This window comes from Pseudomonas sp. Pc102 (assembly GCF_018408275.1).
GTDB lineage: Bacteria > Pseudomonadota > Gammaproteobacteria > Pseudomonadales > Pseudomonadaceae > Metapseudomonas > Metapseudomonas tohonis.
Genome location: NZ_AP021905.1, coordinates 5524431 through 5539778 on the forward strand (window position 1 = coordinate 5524431; position 15348 = coordinate 5539778).

Genomic DNA, 15348 nt, shown 5'->3' on the forward strand with positions numbered 1-15348 from the left:
CTTGCAGGACCCGGCCTACAGCGGCTCAAAGAGCGGAGAGGAAGGTGCTGCCCGTGGCCTGCCACTGGGCGATATCGACGCGGATGCGTTTCTTGTCCAGTTTGCCGACGCTGGTCTTGGGAATTTCAGTAACAACGGCGATCTGGCTGGGAATGGCCCACTTATTGATGTGACCTTGCTCTACGAAAGGCTTGAGGTGCTCCTTGAGCGCCTTGGCGTCCAGGGCCTGGCCTTCACGCAGCACCAACAGGGCGAAGGGGCGTTCGCCCCACTGCGGATCGGGCACGCCGACCACCGCCACCTCGCGCACCGCCGGGTGCCGGCTGACCAGGTCTTCCAGCTCCAGGGAGGAGATCCACTCGCCGCCGGTCTTGATCACGTCCTTGATGCGATCGCGGATGTCGATGAACCCCATGCCGTCGATGGTGGCGACGTCGCCGGTGTGCAGCCAGCCGCCTTCCCACAGCTCCAGGCTCTTCTCCGGCTCGCGGAAATAGCCCTGGGTCAGCCAGGGCGCACGCAGCACCAGCTCGCCCTGGGATTCGCCGTCGGCGGGCAGGAAGGCGCCCTCGGCGTCGATGATCGCGGCATCCACCAGCGGCACCGGCACGCCGGCCTTGATGCGGTAGGTGGTGCGCTCGTCCTCGCTGCCGGCCAGCAGTTCGTCGTTCATGTGCGCGCAGGAGATCATCGGACAGGTCTCGGACATGCCGTAGGCGGCCGTCAGGTGGATGCCGCGTGCCTTGGCCGCGTCGTACAGCGAGCGGTTCAGCGAACTGCCGCCGATGATCAGTTTCCAGCCACCGAAGTCCACGCCCTGCGCGGCCTTGGCGTTCATCACCATCTGCAGGATGGTCGGCACGCAGTGGGAGAAGGTGACCTTCTCGCGACGCCACAGCTCCACCAGCAGCTCGGGGTCGTAGCGGCCGGGGTAGACCTGCTTCACCCCCAGCATGGTCGCCACGTAGGGCACGCCCCAGGCGTGCACGTGGAACATCGGGGTGATGGGCATGTAGACGTCATCGTTGGCCATCAGCCGCGGGCTGTGCACCGAGCCCATCATGCTGGCCATGGCCATGGTGTGCAGCACCAGTTGGCGGTGGGTGAAATACACGCCCTTCGGGTTGCCGGTGGTGCCGGTGGTGTAGAAGGTGGTGGCCAGGGAGTTCTCGTCGAAATCGGGGAAGTCGTAACGGGTGGAGGCCCCGGCCATCAGCGTCTCGTACTCACCCACCAGGTTCGGCAGGTCGGCGCTCTTGTCGGCCGCGTCGGTCAGCAGGAGGGTCTTCTCGACCGTGGTCAGTTGGCCCTCGATGGCCTTGTAGATCGGCACGAACTCGCTGTTGACCAGCACGAAGCGGTCCTCGGCGTGGTTCATGGTGTAGAGGATCTGGTCCGGCGAGAGGCGGATGTTGATGGTGTGCAGCACCGCGCCGATCATCGGGATGGCGAACATGCACTCCAGGTAGCGGTGGCTGTCCCAGTCCATCACCGCCACCGTGTCACCCGCCTTCACACCGGCCTCGGTGAGCAGGTTGGCGAGCCGCGCGACGCGCTCGTTGAAGGTCGCGTAGCTGTAGCGGACCAGGTCGCGGTAGACGATTTCCCGGGTCTTCTCGTAGCGGCTGCCGGAAAGCAGCAGGCCTTTGATCAGCAAGGGGTACTGGTAGGCGTTGTCGGCCGGTTTGATGACTCGGGTCTGCACCATGGAAATGCACCTGCGCGCGAGGATGTAGTTATTGATTTCCCAGCACTCTAGGGCGCTGCGTCCAGGCATAAATCAGTCAAAAGAATGATTTGTACGTGACCCTTTGGCCACTTTCGGTCACGAGATAGAATCGACCCCATCGGCCAGTCTCGGCCCATCACCCGAAGAGGTAGGAACAAAATGTCTGAGATCGTAATCGTCAGCGGCGCCCGCACTCCGATGGGCGGCTTCCAGGGCAGCCTCGCCGGCGTATCCGCCGTCGACCTGGGCGCCCTGGCGATCCGTGAAGCCGTGGCCCGCGCCGGTATCGACGCCGCCGACGTGCAGGAAGTGATCATGGGTTGCGTGCTGCCCGCCGGCCTCAAGCAGGGCCCGGCCCGCCAGGCGTCGCTGAACGCCGGCCTGCCCGCCGCCACCGGCTGCACCACCATCAACAAGCTCTGCGGCTCCGGCATGAAGGCCGTGATGCTGGCCCACGACCTGCTCAAGGCCGGCACCAACAGCGTCATGGTCGCCGGCGGCATGGAGAGCATGTCCAACGCCCCCTACGTGCTGGAGAAGGCCCGCACCGGCCTGCGCATGGGCCACGGCGAGCTCAAGGACCACATGTTCCTCGACGGCCTGGAAGACGCTCGCACCGGCCGCCTGATGGGCTCCTTCGCCCAGGAGACCGCCGACAAGCACGGCATCACCCGCGAGGAGATGGACGCCTACGCCATCGAGTCCCTCAAGCGCGCCCAGGCCGCCATCGCCGAGGGTGCCCTCGCCGCCGAGATCGTCCCGGTCACCGTCACCACCCGCAAGGGCGAGACCCTGGTGAAGGACGACGAGCAGCCGCTGACCGCCAACCTCGACAAGATCCCGACCCTGCGCCCGGCCTTCCGCAAGGACGGCACCATCACCGCCGCCAACGCCAGCTCCATCTCCGACGGCGCCAGCGCCCTGGTGCTGATGACCGCCGAACAAGCCCAGCGCCGCGGCCTCAAGCCGCTGGCGAAGATCGTCGGCCACGCCACCCAGAGCCAGGACCCGAGTGAATTCACCCTCGCCCCCATCGGCGCCATGACCAACCTGTTCAGGAAGACCGGCTGGAGCAAGGACGACGTGGACCTGTTCGAGATCAACGAAGCCTTCGCCATGGTCACCATGCTCGCCATGCGCGAACACGGCCTCGACCACGCCAAGGTCAACGTCTACGGCGGCGCCTGCGCCCAGGGCCACCCGGTGGGCTCCACCGGCTCGCGCATCATCCTCACCCTGATCAACGCCCTGCGTAACAAGGGCGGCAAGCGCGGCGTCGCCTCGCTGTGCATCGGCGGCGGCGAAGCCACTGCCGTGGCGGTGGAACTGCTGTAACCCGCCCGCGCGGCCAACGAAAAGGGGCTCCCGGACCAACGTCCGGGAGCCCCTTTTCATTCCGCCCGGGCGCGCCTCAGGCGGGCACCGCCTTGGGCGCGTGGGCCGGCGTCCTCGGGAAGACCAGCGCCGCCGCGAAGGTCAGCGCACCGAACACCGCCAGCACCAGGTACAGCCCCACCAGCCCATGGCGCGGCTCGATGAAGGCGATCATCGGGATGGCCGCCGCACTGGCGCCGAAGGACAGGAAGTAGCGCAGCGCGAAGACCCGCGCCTGCCACTGCGGCGCAACGAAGTTGGCCACCATCGCATCGTTCACCGTTACCTGGCCGAACACCGCGAACATGAAGGCGGCGCCCAGGGCGATCACCGCCCAGCCATCGGCATAGGCCATGGCCACCAGCAACGGCCCCTGGCAGACGGTCATCACCACGAACGGCAGCTTCAGGCTGTAGCGATCCAGCACGCGGCCCATCAGCAACTGCGCCACGGCACCGAAGGCGTAGGCGATGCTGACCACGATGCCGAGGCTTTCCGGCGAGGCGAACAGGTCCACCAGGCGCTCCTGGAACAGCTTCGGGTAGGTCATGGTCGAGGCATTGAAGATCACCCCGCCGGTGGCCGTCACCAGCGCCAGCACACCGAACACCAGGCGCATCGACACCTGCCCCGCCCCGCCAGCCCGATGGGTGCCGGCCGCTGCGACGGGAGACGCCTCGTCATGCACACAGAGGGTGAACCACACGCCAATGGCCACCGACAAAGCGCCCGGCAAGATGAACGCCGCGCGCCAGCCGAAATGAGCGGTGAGAAAGCCCGTGACCAGCGCCGAGAACGCCACGCCCAGGTTGCCCCACATGCCGTTGATGCCGATCTCGCGACCACGGTTCTGCGCATGGGCCACCAGCATCGCCGTGCCCACCGGGTGGTAGATGGCGGCGAACACGCCCATCAGCGTCAGCCCCAGCACCAGCATCGGCGTGCTGCGGCTCAGCCCGGTGAAGATCGCCGCGCCGCCGATGCCGAGGAAGAACGCCAGCATCATGTGCCGGCGGCTCCATTTATCCCCCAGCCAGCCGGCCGGTAGCGAGCAGGCCCCGAAGGCGATGAAGCCACCGAGGGACAGCCCGATCAGTTCGGCGTACGACAGCTCGAAAGTAGCGGTCATGCCCAGCACGGCGGCAGGGAAGATGAGCATGAACATGTGGTCGATGATGTGGGCGGCGTTGATGAAGCGGATAACGGTACGCGGTCGGTTCATGGCAGTTTCGCTGCTGTTTGGTTGTTGTGGACCGCCATGCTAGGTTGGCCGCCTAGAAACGTTCTGCCAAAAAGATCATCGGAACAGCCATGCTCATCGACCCCCTGCCCCAGGGCCGGATCGGCGCCGTCGCCCTCGACTACCCCGACGGCGCCCATGTCGACCTGCACCTGCACAGCCAGGCGCAATTCCTCTACGCGGCGCAGGGGCTGATGCGCCTGGTCACCGAGGCCGGCGCCTGGGTCATCCCGCCGACCCGCGCGGTGTGGATTCCACCGGGTATCGAGCACCAGATCTTCATGTCTGGGCAGGTGCAGATGCGCACCCTGTTCATCGCCGCCGACGCCGCACCACCGAACCTCGATGCCTGCTGCGTGCTGGCGGTACCGCCGCTGCTGCGGGAGCTGATCCTGCGCCTGGTGGCGCTGGAGGCCGGCGATACCGATGACGAACACCGCAGGCTGGTACAGCGCCTGATCCTCCACGAGATCGCCGCCCTGGAGCGCATGCCCCTGCACCTGCCGATGCCCCAGGACCGACGCCTGCAAGCCATCTGCCTGACCCTGCTGGAAACCCCGGAGAGCACCCGCACCCTCGACGACTGGAGCCTGGAGGTGGGCGCCAGCACCCGCACCCTCAGCCGGCTGTTCGCCCAGGAACTGGGCATGAGCTTCAACGACTGGCGCCAGCAACTGCGCCTCACCGAAGCCCTGCCACGGCTGCTCGCCGGACAGAACGTACAGAAGGTCGCCAACGATCTGGGCTACGGCAGCGGCCGCGCGTTCAGCGCGATGTTCCGCCGCCTGCTGGGTGAAAACCCGAGGGAATACGTGGCCAACCTGGGGCTGCTGGCGACGCTGGAGAAGGCATGAGAAGACCCGGACCAGAAGTCCGGGCTAAGGGCATCATTGAACGTAGGACGGGGTGAAAGGCTTCGCGAGCAAAGCTCGCTCCTGATGGAAGCGCTGTGCGTTGCGGTGATGGGTTTTGCGGAACGCAACCTTCTCACTTCATCGAGGTGAACGCCAGCTTGACCCCGAGCCCCACCAGCACCGCCCCCATCAGCCGGTCGAACCAGTGGCCCATGCGGGCGAAGCCGCTGCGCACGCGCTGCTGGCTGAACAGCAGCGCCACCAGGCAGAACCAGATGGCCGTGGCGCAAGCCAGGTAGAGGCCGTAGCCGGCCTGGACCGCCAGCGGGGTGTGGGGGTTGATGACCACGGTGAACAACGAGAGGAAAAACAGCGTCGCCTTGGGGTTCAGCCCGTTGGTGATGAAGCCGGTGACGAAGGCCCCGCGCGGGCTGCGCTCGGGGGCGGTCAGCTCGGCCTCGGTGGCGATGGGGTCAGCCGGCTTGGCACGCAACGCCTTGATGCCGATGTACAGCAGGTAGGCCGCCGCCAACCACTTCAGGGCGTTGAACGCCACGATGGACTGGGAAACGATCAGCCCGATCCCCAGCAGCGAATAGGCCACGTGGACGAAAATACCGGTGCCCACGCCGATCGCCGTCCAGGTGCCGGCGCGGCGACCATGGGCGACGCTCTCGCGCACCACGATGGCGAAATCCGGGCCGGGGCTGGCCACGGCCAGCAGGTGGATCAAGGCAACGGTGAGGAATTCCGCCCAGTACATGCGACCTCCTGAGAATGGGTTGAGCTGATAGGCTGGCAACCTTACGCCTACATCTGTCTCGGAAAAAGGTACAGCTGATGACCAACAGCCTCCGCGCGGTCTTCCTCGACCACGCCTCCCTCGATCTCGGCGATCTCGACCTCACGCCGTTGCGCCAGCAGTTCGCCGAACTGGAACTGCACGACCAGACCGGCCACCGCGACGTCGTCGAGCGCCTGCGCGGCGCCCAGGTCGCCATCAGCAACAAGGTGACCATCGATGCCGCCGCCATCGCCGAGCTGCCGGAGCTGAAGCTGATCCTGGTCAGTGCCACCGGCACCAACAACATCGACCTCGCCGCCGCCCGCGCCCGTGGCATCACCGTGTGCAACTGCCAGGGCTACGGCACCCCGTCCGTGGCCCAGCACACCCTGATGCTGCTGCTCAACCTGGCCACCCGCTTCGTCGACTACCGCGAAGCCGTGCGCCATGACCACTGGCAGAAGGCGACCCAGTTCTGCCTGCTGGACTTCCCCATCGTCGAACTGGAGGGCAAGACCCTCGGCCTGCTCGGCCACGGCGAACTGGGCAGCGCCGTGGCGCGCCTGGCCGAAGCCTTCGGCATGCGTGTGCTGCTCGGCGCCCTGCCCGGCCGTCCGCCTCGCGCCGACCGCCTGCCCCTGGCGGACCTGCTGCCCCTGGTGGACGCCCTGACCCTGCACTGCCCGCTCAACGAGCACACCCGCAACCTGATCGACGCCGAGCAACTGGCGTTGATGAAGCCCGGTGCGTTCCTGGTCAACACCGCACGTGGCGGCCTGGTCAACGAACACGCCCTGGCCGACGCCCTGCGCAGCGGCCACCTGGGCGGTGCCGCCACCGACGTGCTGACCCAGGAGCCACCGAAGGACGGCAACCCACTGCTGGCCGTGGACATCCCGCGCCTGATCGTCACCCCGCACAACGCCTGGGGCAGCCGTGAGGCGCGCCAGCGCATCGTCGTACAGATGGCGGAGAACCTCGAGGCCTGGCTGAAGGGAACGCCTCGCCGCACGGTCAGCTAAGACCCACAAGATTCTGATAAAATTCGTGGCTTTTATCAGGATCTACCCCATGGACCCGCGCAGCGAAGTACTGCTTCGACAGGCCGACCTGTTCCTTGGCCCGCTGCTCCTGGCGGGCCTTCCTGCCGACGACCTGCTGGGCGAACTGCCCCAGGCCAACGGCTGGACCTGGCACGCCGGTGAGCAGACAGCCCTTGAGGCCCGCTTTCCCGGGCGTTGCGAATTCACCGTCAACGCCCCCAGCGCCCCCTTCGAAGCAGCCGTGCTGTTCCTGCCCAAATCCCGCGAGCTGACCGACTACCTACTCAGAACCCTGGCCGCGCGCCTGCCCGGCAAGCCGCTGTACCTGGTGGGCGAGAAGCGCGCCGGCATCGAGCGCGCCGCCCGCCAGCTGGAATCCTTCGGCAAGCCGCGCAAGCTCGACAGCGCCCGCCACTGCCAGCTGTGGCAGGTGCAGGTGGAGCAGGCACCGGCGACCCCGGACCTGGAGGCCCTGGCCCAGCGCTACAGCCTCGAGCTGGCCGACGGCCCGTTGCAGGTGGTGAGCCTGCCCGGCGTGTTCAGCCACGGCCGCCTGGATCGCGGCAGCGCACTGCTGCTGGACAACCTGGCCAAGCTGCCTACCGGCAAGGTGCTGGATTTCGGCTGTGGTGCCGGGGTGCTCGGCGCCGCGCTCAAGCGACGTTATCCACAGAGCCAGCTGGTGCTGCTGGATGTCGACGCGTTCGCCGTTGCCGCCAGCCGCCTGACCCTGGCCGCCAATGGCCTGGAAGCCGAAGTGATCGCCGGCGACGGCATCCACGCGGCGCCCAAGCTGCTCTCGGCCATCGTCAGCAACCCGCCCTTCCACCAGGGCGTGCACACCGACTACCAGGCGAGTGAGACGCTGCTGCGCGAAGCCGGCCGCCACCTGCTGGTCGGCGGCGAACTGCGCCTGGTGGCCAACAGCTTCCTCAAGTACCAACCCCTGATCGAACAGGCGTTCGGCGGCTGCCGCATCCTGGCCGAAGGGGGTGGTTTCCGCATCTACAGCGCCCGCCGCTGAAAGGCGGATACCCGCGCACCTTCCATACTCGCGCTGCACCCGATAGCCGCAACACGCCTGGCGAAGAACCGGGCATCTGGAGTTTTTCTTGACTGACCTCGACACTGCCGCCCCCACCGCCAGCAGCGGCCTGCACCGTTCGCTGAAGCCCCGCCACCTGAACATGATCGCCATCGGCGGCTCCATCGGCACCGGCCTGTTCGTCGCCTCGGGCGCCACCGTGGCCAACGCCGGCCCGGGCGGCGCCCTGCTCGCCTACGCGTTGATCGGGGTGATGGTGTACTTCCTCATGACCAGCCTCGGCGAGATGGCCGCGCACATGCCGGTTTCCGGCTCGTTCAGTACCTATGGCAGCCGATTCGTCGACGATGGCTTCGGTTTCGCCCTGGGCTGGAACTACTGGTACAACTGGGCGGTGACCATCGCCGCCGAGCTGGTGGCCGCGCAGCTGATCATGAGCTTCTGGTTCCCAGACACCCCGGGCATCTATTGGAGCGGGCTGTTCCTGGCGCTGATGTTCCTGCTCAACGTCATCTCGGTGAAGGGGTTCGGCGAGAGCGAATTCTGGTTCGCGCTGATCAAGGTGGTCACGGTGGTGATCTTCATCGTCATCGGCCTGGCCACCATCTTCGGCGTGATGAGTGGTATGGAATCCCCCGGCTTCAGCAACTTCACCCAGGGCGAGGCGCCCTTCGTCGGCGGCCTGCAGGCCATGGTCGGGGTGGCGATGATCGCCGGCTTCTCGTTCCAGGGCACCGAGCTGATCGGCATCGCCGCCGGCGAGTCGGAGAACCCGCGCAAGAACATCCCCATCGCCATCCGCCAGGTGTTCTGGCGCATCCTGATGTTCTACATCCTGGCGATCTTCGTGATCGGCATGCTGATCCCCTACACCGACCCGAGCCTGCTGCAGAACGACGCCAGCGACATCAGCGTCTCGCCCTTCACCCTGCTGTTCGAGCGCGCCGGCTTCGTCGCGGCCGCCGGGGTGATGAACGCGGTGATCCTCACGGCCATCCTCTCGGCCGGCAACTCCGGGATGTACGCCTCGACGCGGATGCTCTATACCCTCGCCATGCAGGGCAAGGCGCCGCGCCTGTTCGCCCGCGTCTCCGCCAGCGGCGTGCCGCGCAATGCGCTCTACGCCACCACCCTGGTCGGCGCGCTGTGCTTCTTCACCGCCGCTTTCGGCGAGTCGACCCTCTACACCTGGCTGCTCAACACCTCGGGCATGTGCGGCTTCATCGCCTGGCTGGGCATCGCCATCTCCCACTACCGCTTCCGCAAGGGCTACCTCTTGCAGGGCGGCCGCCTGGAAGACCTGCCCTACCGCGCCAAGCTGTTCCCCTTCGGCCCGCTGTTCGCCTTCGCCCTGTGCCTGGTGATCACCCTCGGGCAGAACTACGAGGCCCTGGTGGGCGAGCGCATCGACTGGGCCGGGCTGACCGCCACCTACATCAGCCTGCCGCTGTTCCTCGCCATCTGGTTCGGCTATCGCCTGAAGAACGGCAGCCGTACCGTGCGCTACGCCGAGATGGACGTGCGCGCCACGGACAGCTGACCAATAGCGCAACGGCGGGCTTGCCGGGTACGCCCGCCTTGTGCAAAATTCGCCCCGTCCTAGGGGAGTAGTCTCCCGCGAGCGCCCTGCTCGCCAGGCACGCGTCAACATACTTGGTCCACAGACCATGGCGCGTGCGACCCAAGCCTGCCTAGACAGGCCAGCGGTTTGACAAGACCTATGACACACACAACCTGACCCGGGGCGGGCAGATTGCGTGTGTCATGGTGATTAGTCGACCCGCCCCCGTAGGAACCCTGATGCTGGAATCCCTGTTCGTCCCCACACTGATCGTCGCCCTGGCGGAAATCGGCGACAAGACGCAGCTGCTCGCCCTGCTGCTGGCCGCGCGCTTCCGCAAGCCCTGGCCGATCATCTGGGGCATCGTCGCCGCCACCCTCGCCAACCATTTCGCCGCCGGCGCCGTGGGCAACTGGGTCGCGAGCTTCTTCTCCACCGCCACCCTGAGCTGGATCCTCGCCGCCTCCTTCGTTGCCGTGGCCCTGTGGACGCTGGTTCCAGACAAGCTGGACGACGACGAAGAATCCGGCCTGAAGAAATACGGCCCCTTCCTCACCACCCTGATCGCCTTCTTCCTCGCCGAGATGGGCGACAAGACGCAGGTCGCCACGGTGATGCTGGCCGCCCAGTACCCGCACTTCATCCTCGTGGTAGCGGGCACCACCCTGGGCATGCTGCTGGCCAACGTGCCGGTGGTGCTGGCCGGCAATTTCGCCGCCGACAAGTTGCCGCTGACCCTGATCCGGCGCCTGGCGGCCGCCGCCTTCGGCGCCCTGGCCATCTACGCCGTGTACAAGGCGCTGACCCTCGGCGCGGCCTGACTCGCGTCACCGGCCTGACGCCAGTTCGCTGGCGTTTCGGCCAATGGCAGCGCCGCGCCAACTGGTAGATTTCTCCCCCTACTGCCGGCCCGGCCAGGGAGAAGGAAAAGCAGATGACGTCGACCGACGATCGCAAGCGCGTGGCGCGCCAACATATCGACCTATCGTGGAACAAGGGTCGCGTGGCACTGGCCGAGCAACTGCAGAGCAAGGATTTCCTCTACAAGAGCTCGTTCATGCCCGGCCCCCTGGACGGCGAAGGCTACCGCGAGATGGTGCTGAAGATCCGCGACGCCATGCCGGACCTGGAGGTGGTGGTAGAAGAGTGCATCGCCGAGGACAGCCACGTCTTCACCTGGTGCACCCTCATCGGCAGCATCCACAAGCCGGCCCTCGGCTACCCGCCCAGCGACCGCATCCTCAGCATTTCCGCCATGGCGTTCTGGACCTTCAACAGCCGGGGCGAGGTGCAGGAGATCTGCACCATGTTCGACATGGAAAGCTTCCGCGCCCAGCTCGGCCTGAGCAATCGCGCCTACGCGGAGAAGGCACTGCCCTGATCCGACTTCCCCCGTAGCCCGGGGCGCTCCGCCCGACACGCTCAGAGATACCCGTTCTCACCGAACCAGCGAATGGTCCGGCGCAGGGTATCGTCCAGCGCCACCTCGGCCCTGAAGCCCAGCTCCGCCTCGGCCTTGGAGCCATCGAGGAACTGCCCGCCGGCCATGACGGCGATGCTGGCCGGGTCGATTTTCGCAACCTCGCCACTCATGCGCTGACGCAGGCGCAGCAGGGCCGCCATGCCCCGTGCGACCGCCAACGGCATGGGCGTGGGTGCCGGCACTTCCAGCAGGCGTGCGATGTGCGCAGTCAGCTCGGCCATCTCGATGTCGTGGCCGGTGATCAGGTAGCGCTCGCCGGCCCTTCCCTTCTCCAGGGCCAGCAACAGTCCGCGCCCCGCCTCGGCGGCATCGACGACATTGCGCCGCCCCACCACGTAGCGGCTCATGGCGCCGCTGGCGATGGCGGTGACGATGCGCCCCGGGCCGGGGCCGGCGTCGAACTCGCCCAGCGCCATGCCGGGGATGCCGATCACCACCGGCAACCCGGCGCGGGCCTGCTCGCGGGCCTGTCGGTCCAGGGCCCACTGGCTCAGCAGGTAGGGGTTCTTCCAGCGCGGCATCTCGTCGTAGAACAACCCTTCGTGGCCCGGCGCACCATCGGGATTGCGCGGCAGCACGACCGAGGCACCGACGAGCAGGATGCGCGGCACATGGGCCGCGAGGCAGGCGGCATAGAAGTGGTTGGTTTCCTCGAGCGCGCCGGCCACGACGTCCTGCCAGCGTCGAGGCCGGGCGGGGGCATCCTGGCGGCAGAAGAGCACGCCATCCACATCGGCCAGGGCCCGGGTGAGCTGTGGATGGTCGAGGGGCTCGGCCGAACGAAGCTGGGGGTGGAGATAACCCAGGCGCTCGATGCGCGACGCGGGGCGATGGATCAGCACCAACTCGTGGCCCGCCGCGCGGACGGCGCGGGCCGTATGGTGGCCCAGCAGGCCGGTGGCGCCTAGGACTGCGATCTTCACGGGAAACCCTCGATCCAAAGCACGCCGCCTGCATCATGCAGGCGGCGGCGAGCAGTCTAGGACGGCCTTTGCGGGCCCGCCAGCGTCACTTGCCCCGGGCTTGCTGGTAGAACGGCATGACCTTGGGAATGGCCGCCTGGAGGGAAGCGATACGCGAGCTGGAGGACGGGTGGGTGCTCATGAACTCCGGCGGTGCGCCTTCGCTGGCCTTGCTCATCTTCTGCCACAGGCTGATGGCGGCGTTGGGGTTGTAGCCGGCGCGGGCGGACAGTTCCAGGCCGATCAGGTCCGCCTCGTTCTCGTTGGCGCGGCTGTTGGGCAGGGTCATCAGGTACTCGACGCCCTGGTTGGCCACCTGCAGGCTCTGGTCGCCGGCGCCGAGCAGGGAGCCGAGCTGGGTGGCCATCTGCACGCCGTAGGCCTTAGACATCGCCTCGCGGCCGTGCTCGCGCAGGGCGTGGGCGATCTCGTGACCCATCACCGCCGCCAGTTCGTCGTCGGTGAGCTTGAGCTGATCGATCAGGCCGCTGTAGACGATGATCTTGCCGCCCGGGCCGCAGTTGGCGTTGAGCTCTTCGCTGTCGATCACGTTGGCTTCCCAGGCCCAGCTGCCGGCATCGGGACGGAACACCGTGGTCTGGGCGATCAGCCGCTTGGCGATGGCCGAGACGCGCTTGGCGTCCGCGCTGTTCTTGTCCAGCACGCCCTGCTGCGAGGCCTCGGAAAGGGTCTGCTGGTAGGACTGCGCGTACATCTGGTTGACCTGCTGCTCGGACAGCATGCTGAACATGTACTGCTTGCGCTCGACGCCGACCGCACCGCCGCTGGTGGTGTTGACCGCCTGGCATCCCGCCAGCAGCAGGGGCAGTGCAAGGCTGCCGATGATGTGAGACTTCGCCACTGTGACTCTCCTTTGAAAACTGCGCCGTACTCTATGCCTGCGCCACGACCCGGAGCAACCGCATCCCTTGCCATCCAGCGACTTGCGTTCTTTTCTTGTGAAGCAGGCTCATGCTTCGGCGACTGTCGGCCGATATGCCATGGACACAGGCTGTACCTGATACTCCGGGAGTTCCCATGAAATTCAGATCGATCCAGTTTTCGGTCGCGACGCTGGCCGGTGCCAGCGTGCTCGCCGTAGTAGTGGCCCTCGTGCTCTATGCGCTGTTCGCCGGTGCACGGACCCAGGAGCTGGTACAGACACGCACCCAGGCACTGCTGGAGCAGATCATCAGCGAGCGCCTGCTGAGCCTGGCCGCCTCCCAGGTCGCGGACATCCAGCGCGAGCTGGCCTACCCGATGACCGTGGCCAGCAGCCTGGCGCAGACCAACGCCCTGGCCGGCGAGACCGACGAGAGCGGTGCCGTGGCGATGGACAACAGCCGCCCGGAAATGATCAACCTGCTGCACCACATCCTCGCCAACAACCCCAAGCTGCTGGACGCCTATATCGGCTGGGAGCCCAACGCCTTCGGCGAAGACGCCAACTTCCTCGGCCAGACCGGACACAACGCTGCCGGGCGCTTCATCCCGTGGTGGTACCGCGACGCCAGCGGCAAGCTGGTGATGGACGTGCTGGGCGAGACCCTGGAAAGCGTCAAGCCGCTGCCCACCGGCGTGCGTGAAGGCGAGTACTACCTATGCCCGCGGGATACCAAGCGCCCCTGCGTGATCGACCCGGCACCCTACGACATGGGCGGCAAGATGGTGATGCTGGCCTCCTTCAACGCGCCGATCATGGTCAAGGGCCAGTTCCGCGGCATCGCCGGCGCCGACCTCTCCCTCGACTTCATCCAGCAACTGCTCACCAGCGCCAACCAGAAGCTCTACGGTGGCGTCGGCGAGATGGCCCTGCTCTCCAGCAACAAGCGCCTGGTGGCCTATACGGCCGATGCCAGCAAGAACGGCGAGCCGGCCGACCGCGTGCTGGGCAGTGCGGTGGCGGAAAATCTCAGATCCCTGCAGGGCGACCAGCCGGTATACCGGATCGACCGTGACAGCGGCCGCATCCTCCTGTTGTCGCCGTTCAAGGTGGCGGGCACCGATGCCACCTGGTTCCTCAGCCTGAACATGCCGCTGGAAACCGTGATGGCCGACCTGCACAAGCTGGAGCAGGACCTGTCCGCCCAGCGTGACGAGGACATCTTCGGCATGACCCTGGTCGGCCTGCTGATCGCCGCCCTCGGCCTGGTGGTGATCTGGTTCGTCGGCTTCGGCATCGCCAGCCCGCTGCGGCAGATGGTGGCCATGCTCGACGACATCGCCCAGGGCGAAGGCGACCTCACCCGCCGCCTGCACTCCGATCGCGCAGACGAACTGGGCTCGATCGCCAGCGGCTTCAACACCTTCCTGGCCAAGCTGCAGTCGATGATCAGCCAGGTAGTGAGCTCGGTGCAGAAGGTCAGCGACTCCTCGGAACACACCGCCGACATCGCCATCCGCACCAACCAGGGCGTGCAGAAGCAACTGGCGGAGATCGAACTGGTGGCCACGGCCGTCCACGAGATGACCGCCACTGCACATGACGTGGCGCGCAACGCCACCCTCGCCGCCGAGGCCGCCAGCCATGCCGACCAGGCCGCCAACCATGGCAAGCGCATCGTGCAGAGCACTACCGAGGCCATCACCGCCCTGGCCGGCGAGATCAGCCGCGCCGTGGGCGTGGTGCAGAACCTGGCCAAGGACAGCGAGAACATCAACGCCATCCTGGTCGCCATCCGGGGTATCGCCGAGCAGACCAACCTGCTGGCGCTCAATGCCGCGATCGAGGCCGCCCGCGCCGGCGAGCAGGGCCGCGGCTTCGCCGTGGTGGCAGACGAGGTGCGCAACCTGGCGCAGAAGACCCAGCAGGCCACCGAAGAGATCCAGACCATGATCCAGCAGCTGCAGCAGGGCACGCGGGACGTGGTCAAGGTGATGCAGGACAGCCAGGACAAGACCGACACCAGCGTGCAGTCCGCCAGCGAGGCGGCCCATGCGCTGGAGTCCATCACCCAGGCGGTGTCGGTGATCAACGACATGAACACCCAGATCGCCAGCGCCGCCGAGGAACAGAGCGCGGTGGCCGAGGACATCAACCGCAACGTCACCAACATCGGCCAGGTGGCCAACGAAGTGGCCGGCGGCGCCGACGAGGCCTCCCAGGCCAGCGCCGAGCTGACCAAGCTGGCCGAGCAGCAGCGCCGGTTGATCAATCAGTTCAGGGTGTAGCGCTTCAAGCCGTGCATGGGGCGGGTTCATTCGCGAATGAATTCGCTCCCACCGGCTCTTCCCCGCCACCACGCCTGTAGGGGCGACTTCAGTCGCCAAGGG

Annotated in this window: 13 protein-coding genes and 1 riboswitch; of the genes, 8 read left to right on the plus strand and 5 right to left on the minus strand. The window is 66.8% G+C overall.

What is annotated here, in order from left to right:
• Positions 1–25 precede the first annotated feature (25 nt).
• Positions 26–1708 carry a fatty acid--CoA ligase gene (locus PHLH3_RS25260; RefSeq protein ID WP_213626228.1) on the minus strand — a complete coding sequence of 561 codons (1683 nt, stop codon included), beginning with the start codon at positions 1706–1708 and terminating at the stop codon, positions 26–28.
• A 180-nt stretch (positions 1709–1888) separates the two neighbouring features.
• On the opposite strand from PHLH3_RS25260, the gene PHLH3_RS25265 reads away from it, so the two are divergent.
• Positions 1889–3064 carry an acetyl-CoA C-acyltransferase gene (locus PHLH3_RS25265; RefSeq protein ID WP_213626229.1) on the plus strand — a complete coding sequence of 392 codons (1176 nt, stop codon included), beginning with the start codon at positions 1889–1891 and terminating at the stop codon, positions 3062–3064.
• Between the two features lie 76 nt (positions 3065–3140).
• Here the strand turns inward: PHLH3_RS25265 and PHLH3_RS25270 are convergent, their stop codons facing one another.
• Positions 3141–4325, minus strand: coding sequence for an MFS transporter (locus tag PHLH3_RS25270; RefSeq protein WP_213626230.1), 1185 nt, complete (start codon positions 4323–4325; stop codon positions 3141–3143).
• Positions 4326–4414: 89 nt separating this feature from the next.
• Here PHLH3_RS25270 and PHLH3_RS25275 point away from each other — a divergent pair, with 89 nt between their 5' ends.
• Positions 4415–5197, plus strand: a complete 783-nt coding sequence (locus tag PHLH3_RS25275) for a helix-turn-helix transcriptional regulator (protein ID WP_213626231.1) — start codon at positions 4415–4417, stop codon at positions 5195–5197.
• A gap of 133 nt (positions 5198–5330) precedes the next feature.
• Here the strand turns inward: PHLH3_RS25275 and PHLH3_RS25280 are convergent, their stop codons facing one another.
• Complete coding sequence (locus PHLH3_RS25280; RefSeq protein ID WP_213626232.1) at positions 5331–5960, minus strand: LysE family transporter; 630 nt, start codon at positions 5958–5960, stop codon at positions 5331–5333.
• A gap of 77 nt (positions 5961–6037) precedes the next feature.
• Here PHLH3_RS25280 and PHLH3_RS25285 point away from each other — a divergent pair, with 77 nt between their 5' ends.
• The 5 genes from PHLH3_RS25285 to PHLH3_RS25305 all read left to right on the plus strand — a co-directional run bounded on the left by PHLH3_RS25285 (position 6038) and on the right by PHLH3_RS25305 (position 11011).
• On the plus strand, positions 6038–7003 hold the full coding sequence (locus PHLH3_RS25285) for a 2-hydroxyacid dehydrogenase (protein WP_213626233.1): 966 nt from the start codon (positions 6038–6040) through the stop codon (positions 7001–7003).
• Positions 7004–7052: 49 nt separating this feature from the next.
• Positions 7053–8048 (plus strand): class I SAM-dependent methyltransferase, encoded by a 996-nt coding sequence (locus PHLH3_RS25290; protein WP_213626234.1) that lies wholly within the window; start codon positions 7053–7055, stop codon positions 8046–8048.
• A gap of 88 nt (positions 8049–8136) precedes the next feature.
• Positions 8137–9609, plus strand: a complete 1473-nt coding sequence (locus tag PHLH3_RS25295; protein ID WP_213626235.1) for an amino acid permease — start codon at positions 8137–8139, stop codon at positions 9607–9609.
• A 50-nt stretch (positions 9610–9659) separates the two neighbouring features.
• A riboswitch (yybP-ykoY riboswitch) is annotated at positions 9660–9791 on the plus strand.
• An 81-nt stretch (positions 9792–9872) separates the two neighbouring features.
• Complete coding sequence (locus tag PHLH3_RS25300; protein WP_213630680.1) at positions 9873–10451, plus strand: TMEM165/GDT1 family protein; 579 nt, start codon at positions 9873–9875, stop codon at positions 10449–10451.
• Between the two features lie 113 nt (positions 10452–10564).
• Entirely contained in the window at positions 10565–11011 is a 447-nt protein-coding gene (locus PHLH3_RS25305; protein WP_111260954.1) for a ketosteroid isomerase-related protein, read from the plus strand.
• 41 nt (positions 11012–11052) lie between these two features.
• On the opposite strand, the gene PHLH3_RS25310 is transcribed toward PHLH3_RS25305, so the two are convergent.
• The gene (locus PHLH3_RS25310; RefSeq protein WP_213626236.1) at positions 11053–12036 is read right to left on the minus strand and encodes an NAD-dependent epimerase/dehydratase family protein; all 984 of its coding nucleotides are present in this window, start codon (positions 12034–12036) and stop codon (positions 11053–11055) included.
• An 85-nt stretch (positions 12037–12121) separates the two neighbouring features.
• Positions 12122–12937: a M48 family metallopeptidase gene (locus tag PHLH3_RS25315; RefSeq protein WP_213626237.1), complete on the minus strand. Its 816-nt coding sequence runs from the start codon at positions 12935–12937 to the stop codon at positions 12122–12124.
• 176 nt (positions 12938–13113) lie between these two features.
• Between PHLH3_RS25315 and PHLH3_RS25320 the strand changes: the two genes are divergently transcribed.
• The gene (locus PHLH3_RS25320) at positions 13114–15246 is read left to right on the plus strand and encodes a methyl-accepting chemotaxis protein (RefSeq protein ID WP_213626238.1); all 2133 of its coding nucleotides are present in this window, start codon (positions 13114–13116) and stop codon (positions 15244–15246) included.
• Positions 15247–15348 lie beyond the last annotated feature (102 nt).

Coding starts and splice junctions, on each gene's coding strand:
- PHLH3_RS25320 (WP_213626238.1), top strand. CDS start 13,114: ATGAAATTCAGATCGATCCAGTTTTCGGTCGCGACGCTGGCCGGTGCC.
- PHLH3_RS25260 (WP_213626228.1), bottom strand. CDS start 1,708: ATGGTGCAGACCCGAGTCATCAAACCGGCCGACAACGCCTACCAGTAC.
- PHLH3_RS25285 (WP_213626233.1), top strand. CDS start 6,038: ATGACCAACAGCCTCCGCGCGGTCTTCCTCGACCACGCCTCCCTCGAT.
- PHLH3_RS25305 (WP_111260954.1), top strand. CDS start 10,565: ATGACGTCGACCGACGATCGCAAGCGCGTGGCGCGCCAACATATCGAC.
- PHLH3_RS25270 (WP_213626230.1), bottom strand. CDS start 4,325: ATGAACCGACCGCGTACCGTTATCCGCTTCATCAACGCCGCCCACATC.
- PHLH3_RS25280 (WP_213626232.1), bottom strand. CDS start 5,960: ATGTACTGGGCGGAATTCCTCACCGTTGCCTTGATCCACCTGCTGGCC.
- PHLH3_RS25265 (WP_213626229.1), top strand. CDS start 1,889: ATGTCTGAGATCGTAATCGTCAGCGGCGCCCGCACTCCGATGGGCGGC.
- PHLH3_RS25275 (WP_213626231.1), top strand. CDS start 4,415: ATGCTCATCGACCCCCTGCCCCAGGGCCGGATCGGCGCCGTCGCCCTC.
- PHLH3_RS25290 (WP_213626234.1), top strand. CDS start 7,053: ATGGACCCGCGCAGCGAAGTACTGCTTCGACAGGCCGACCTGTTCCTT.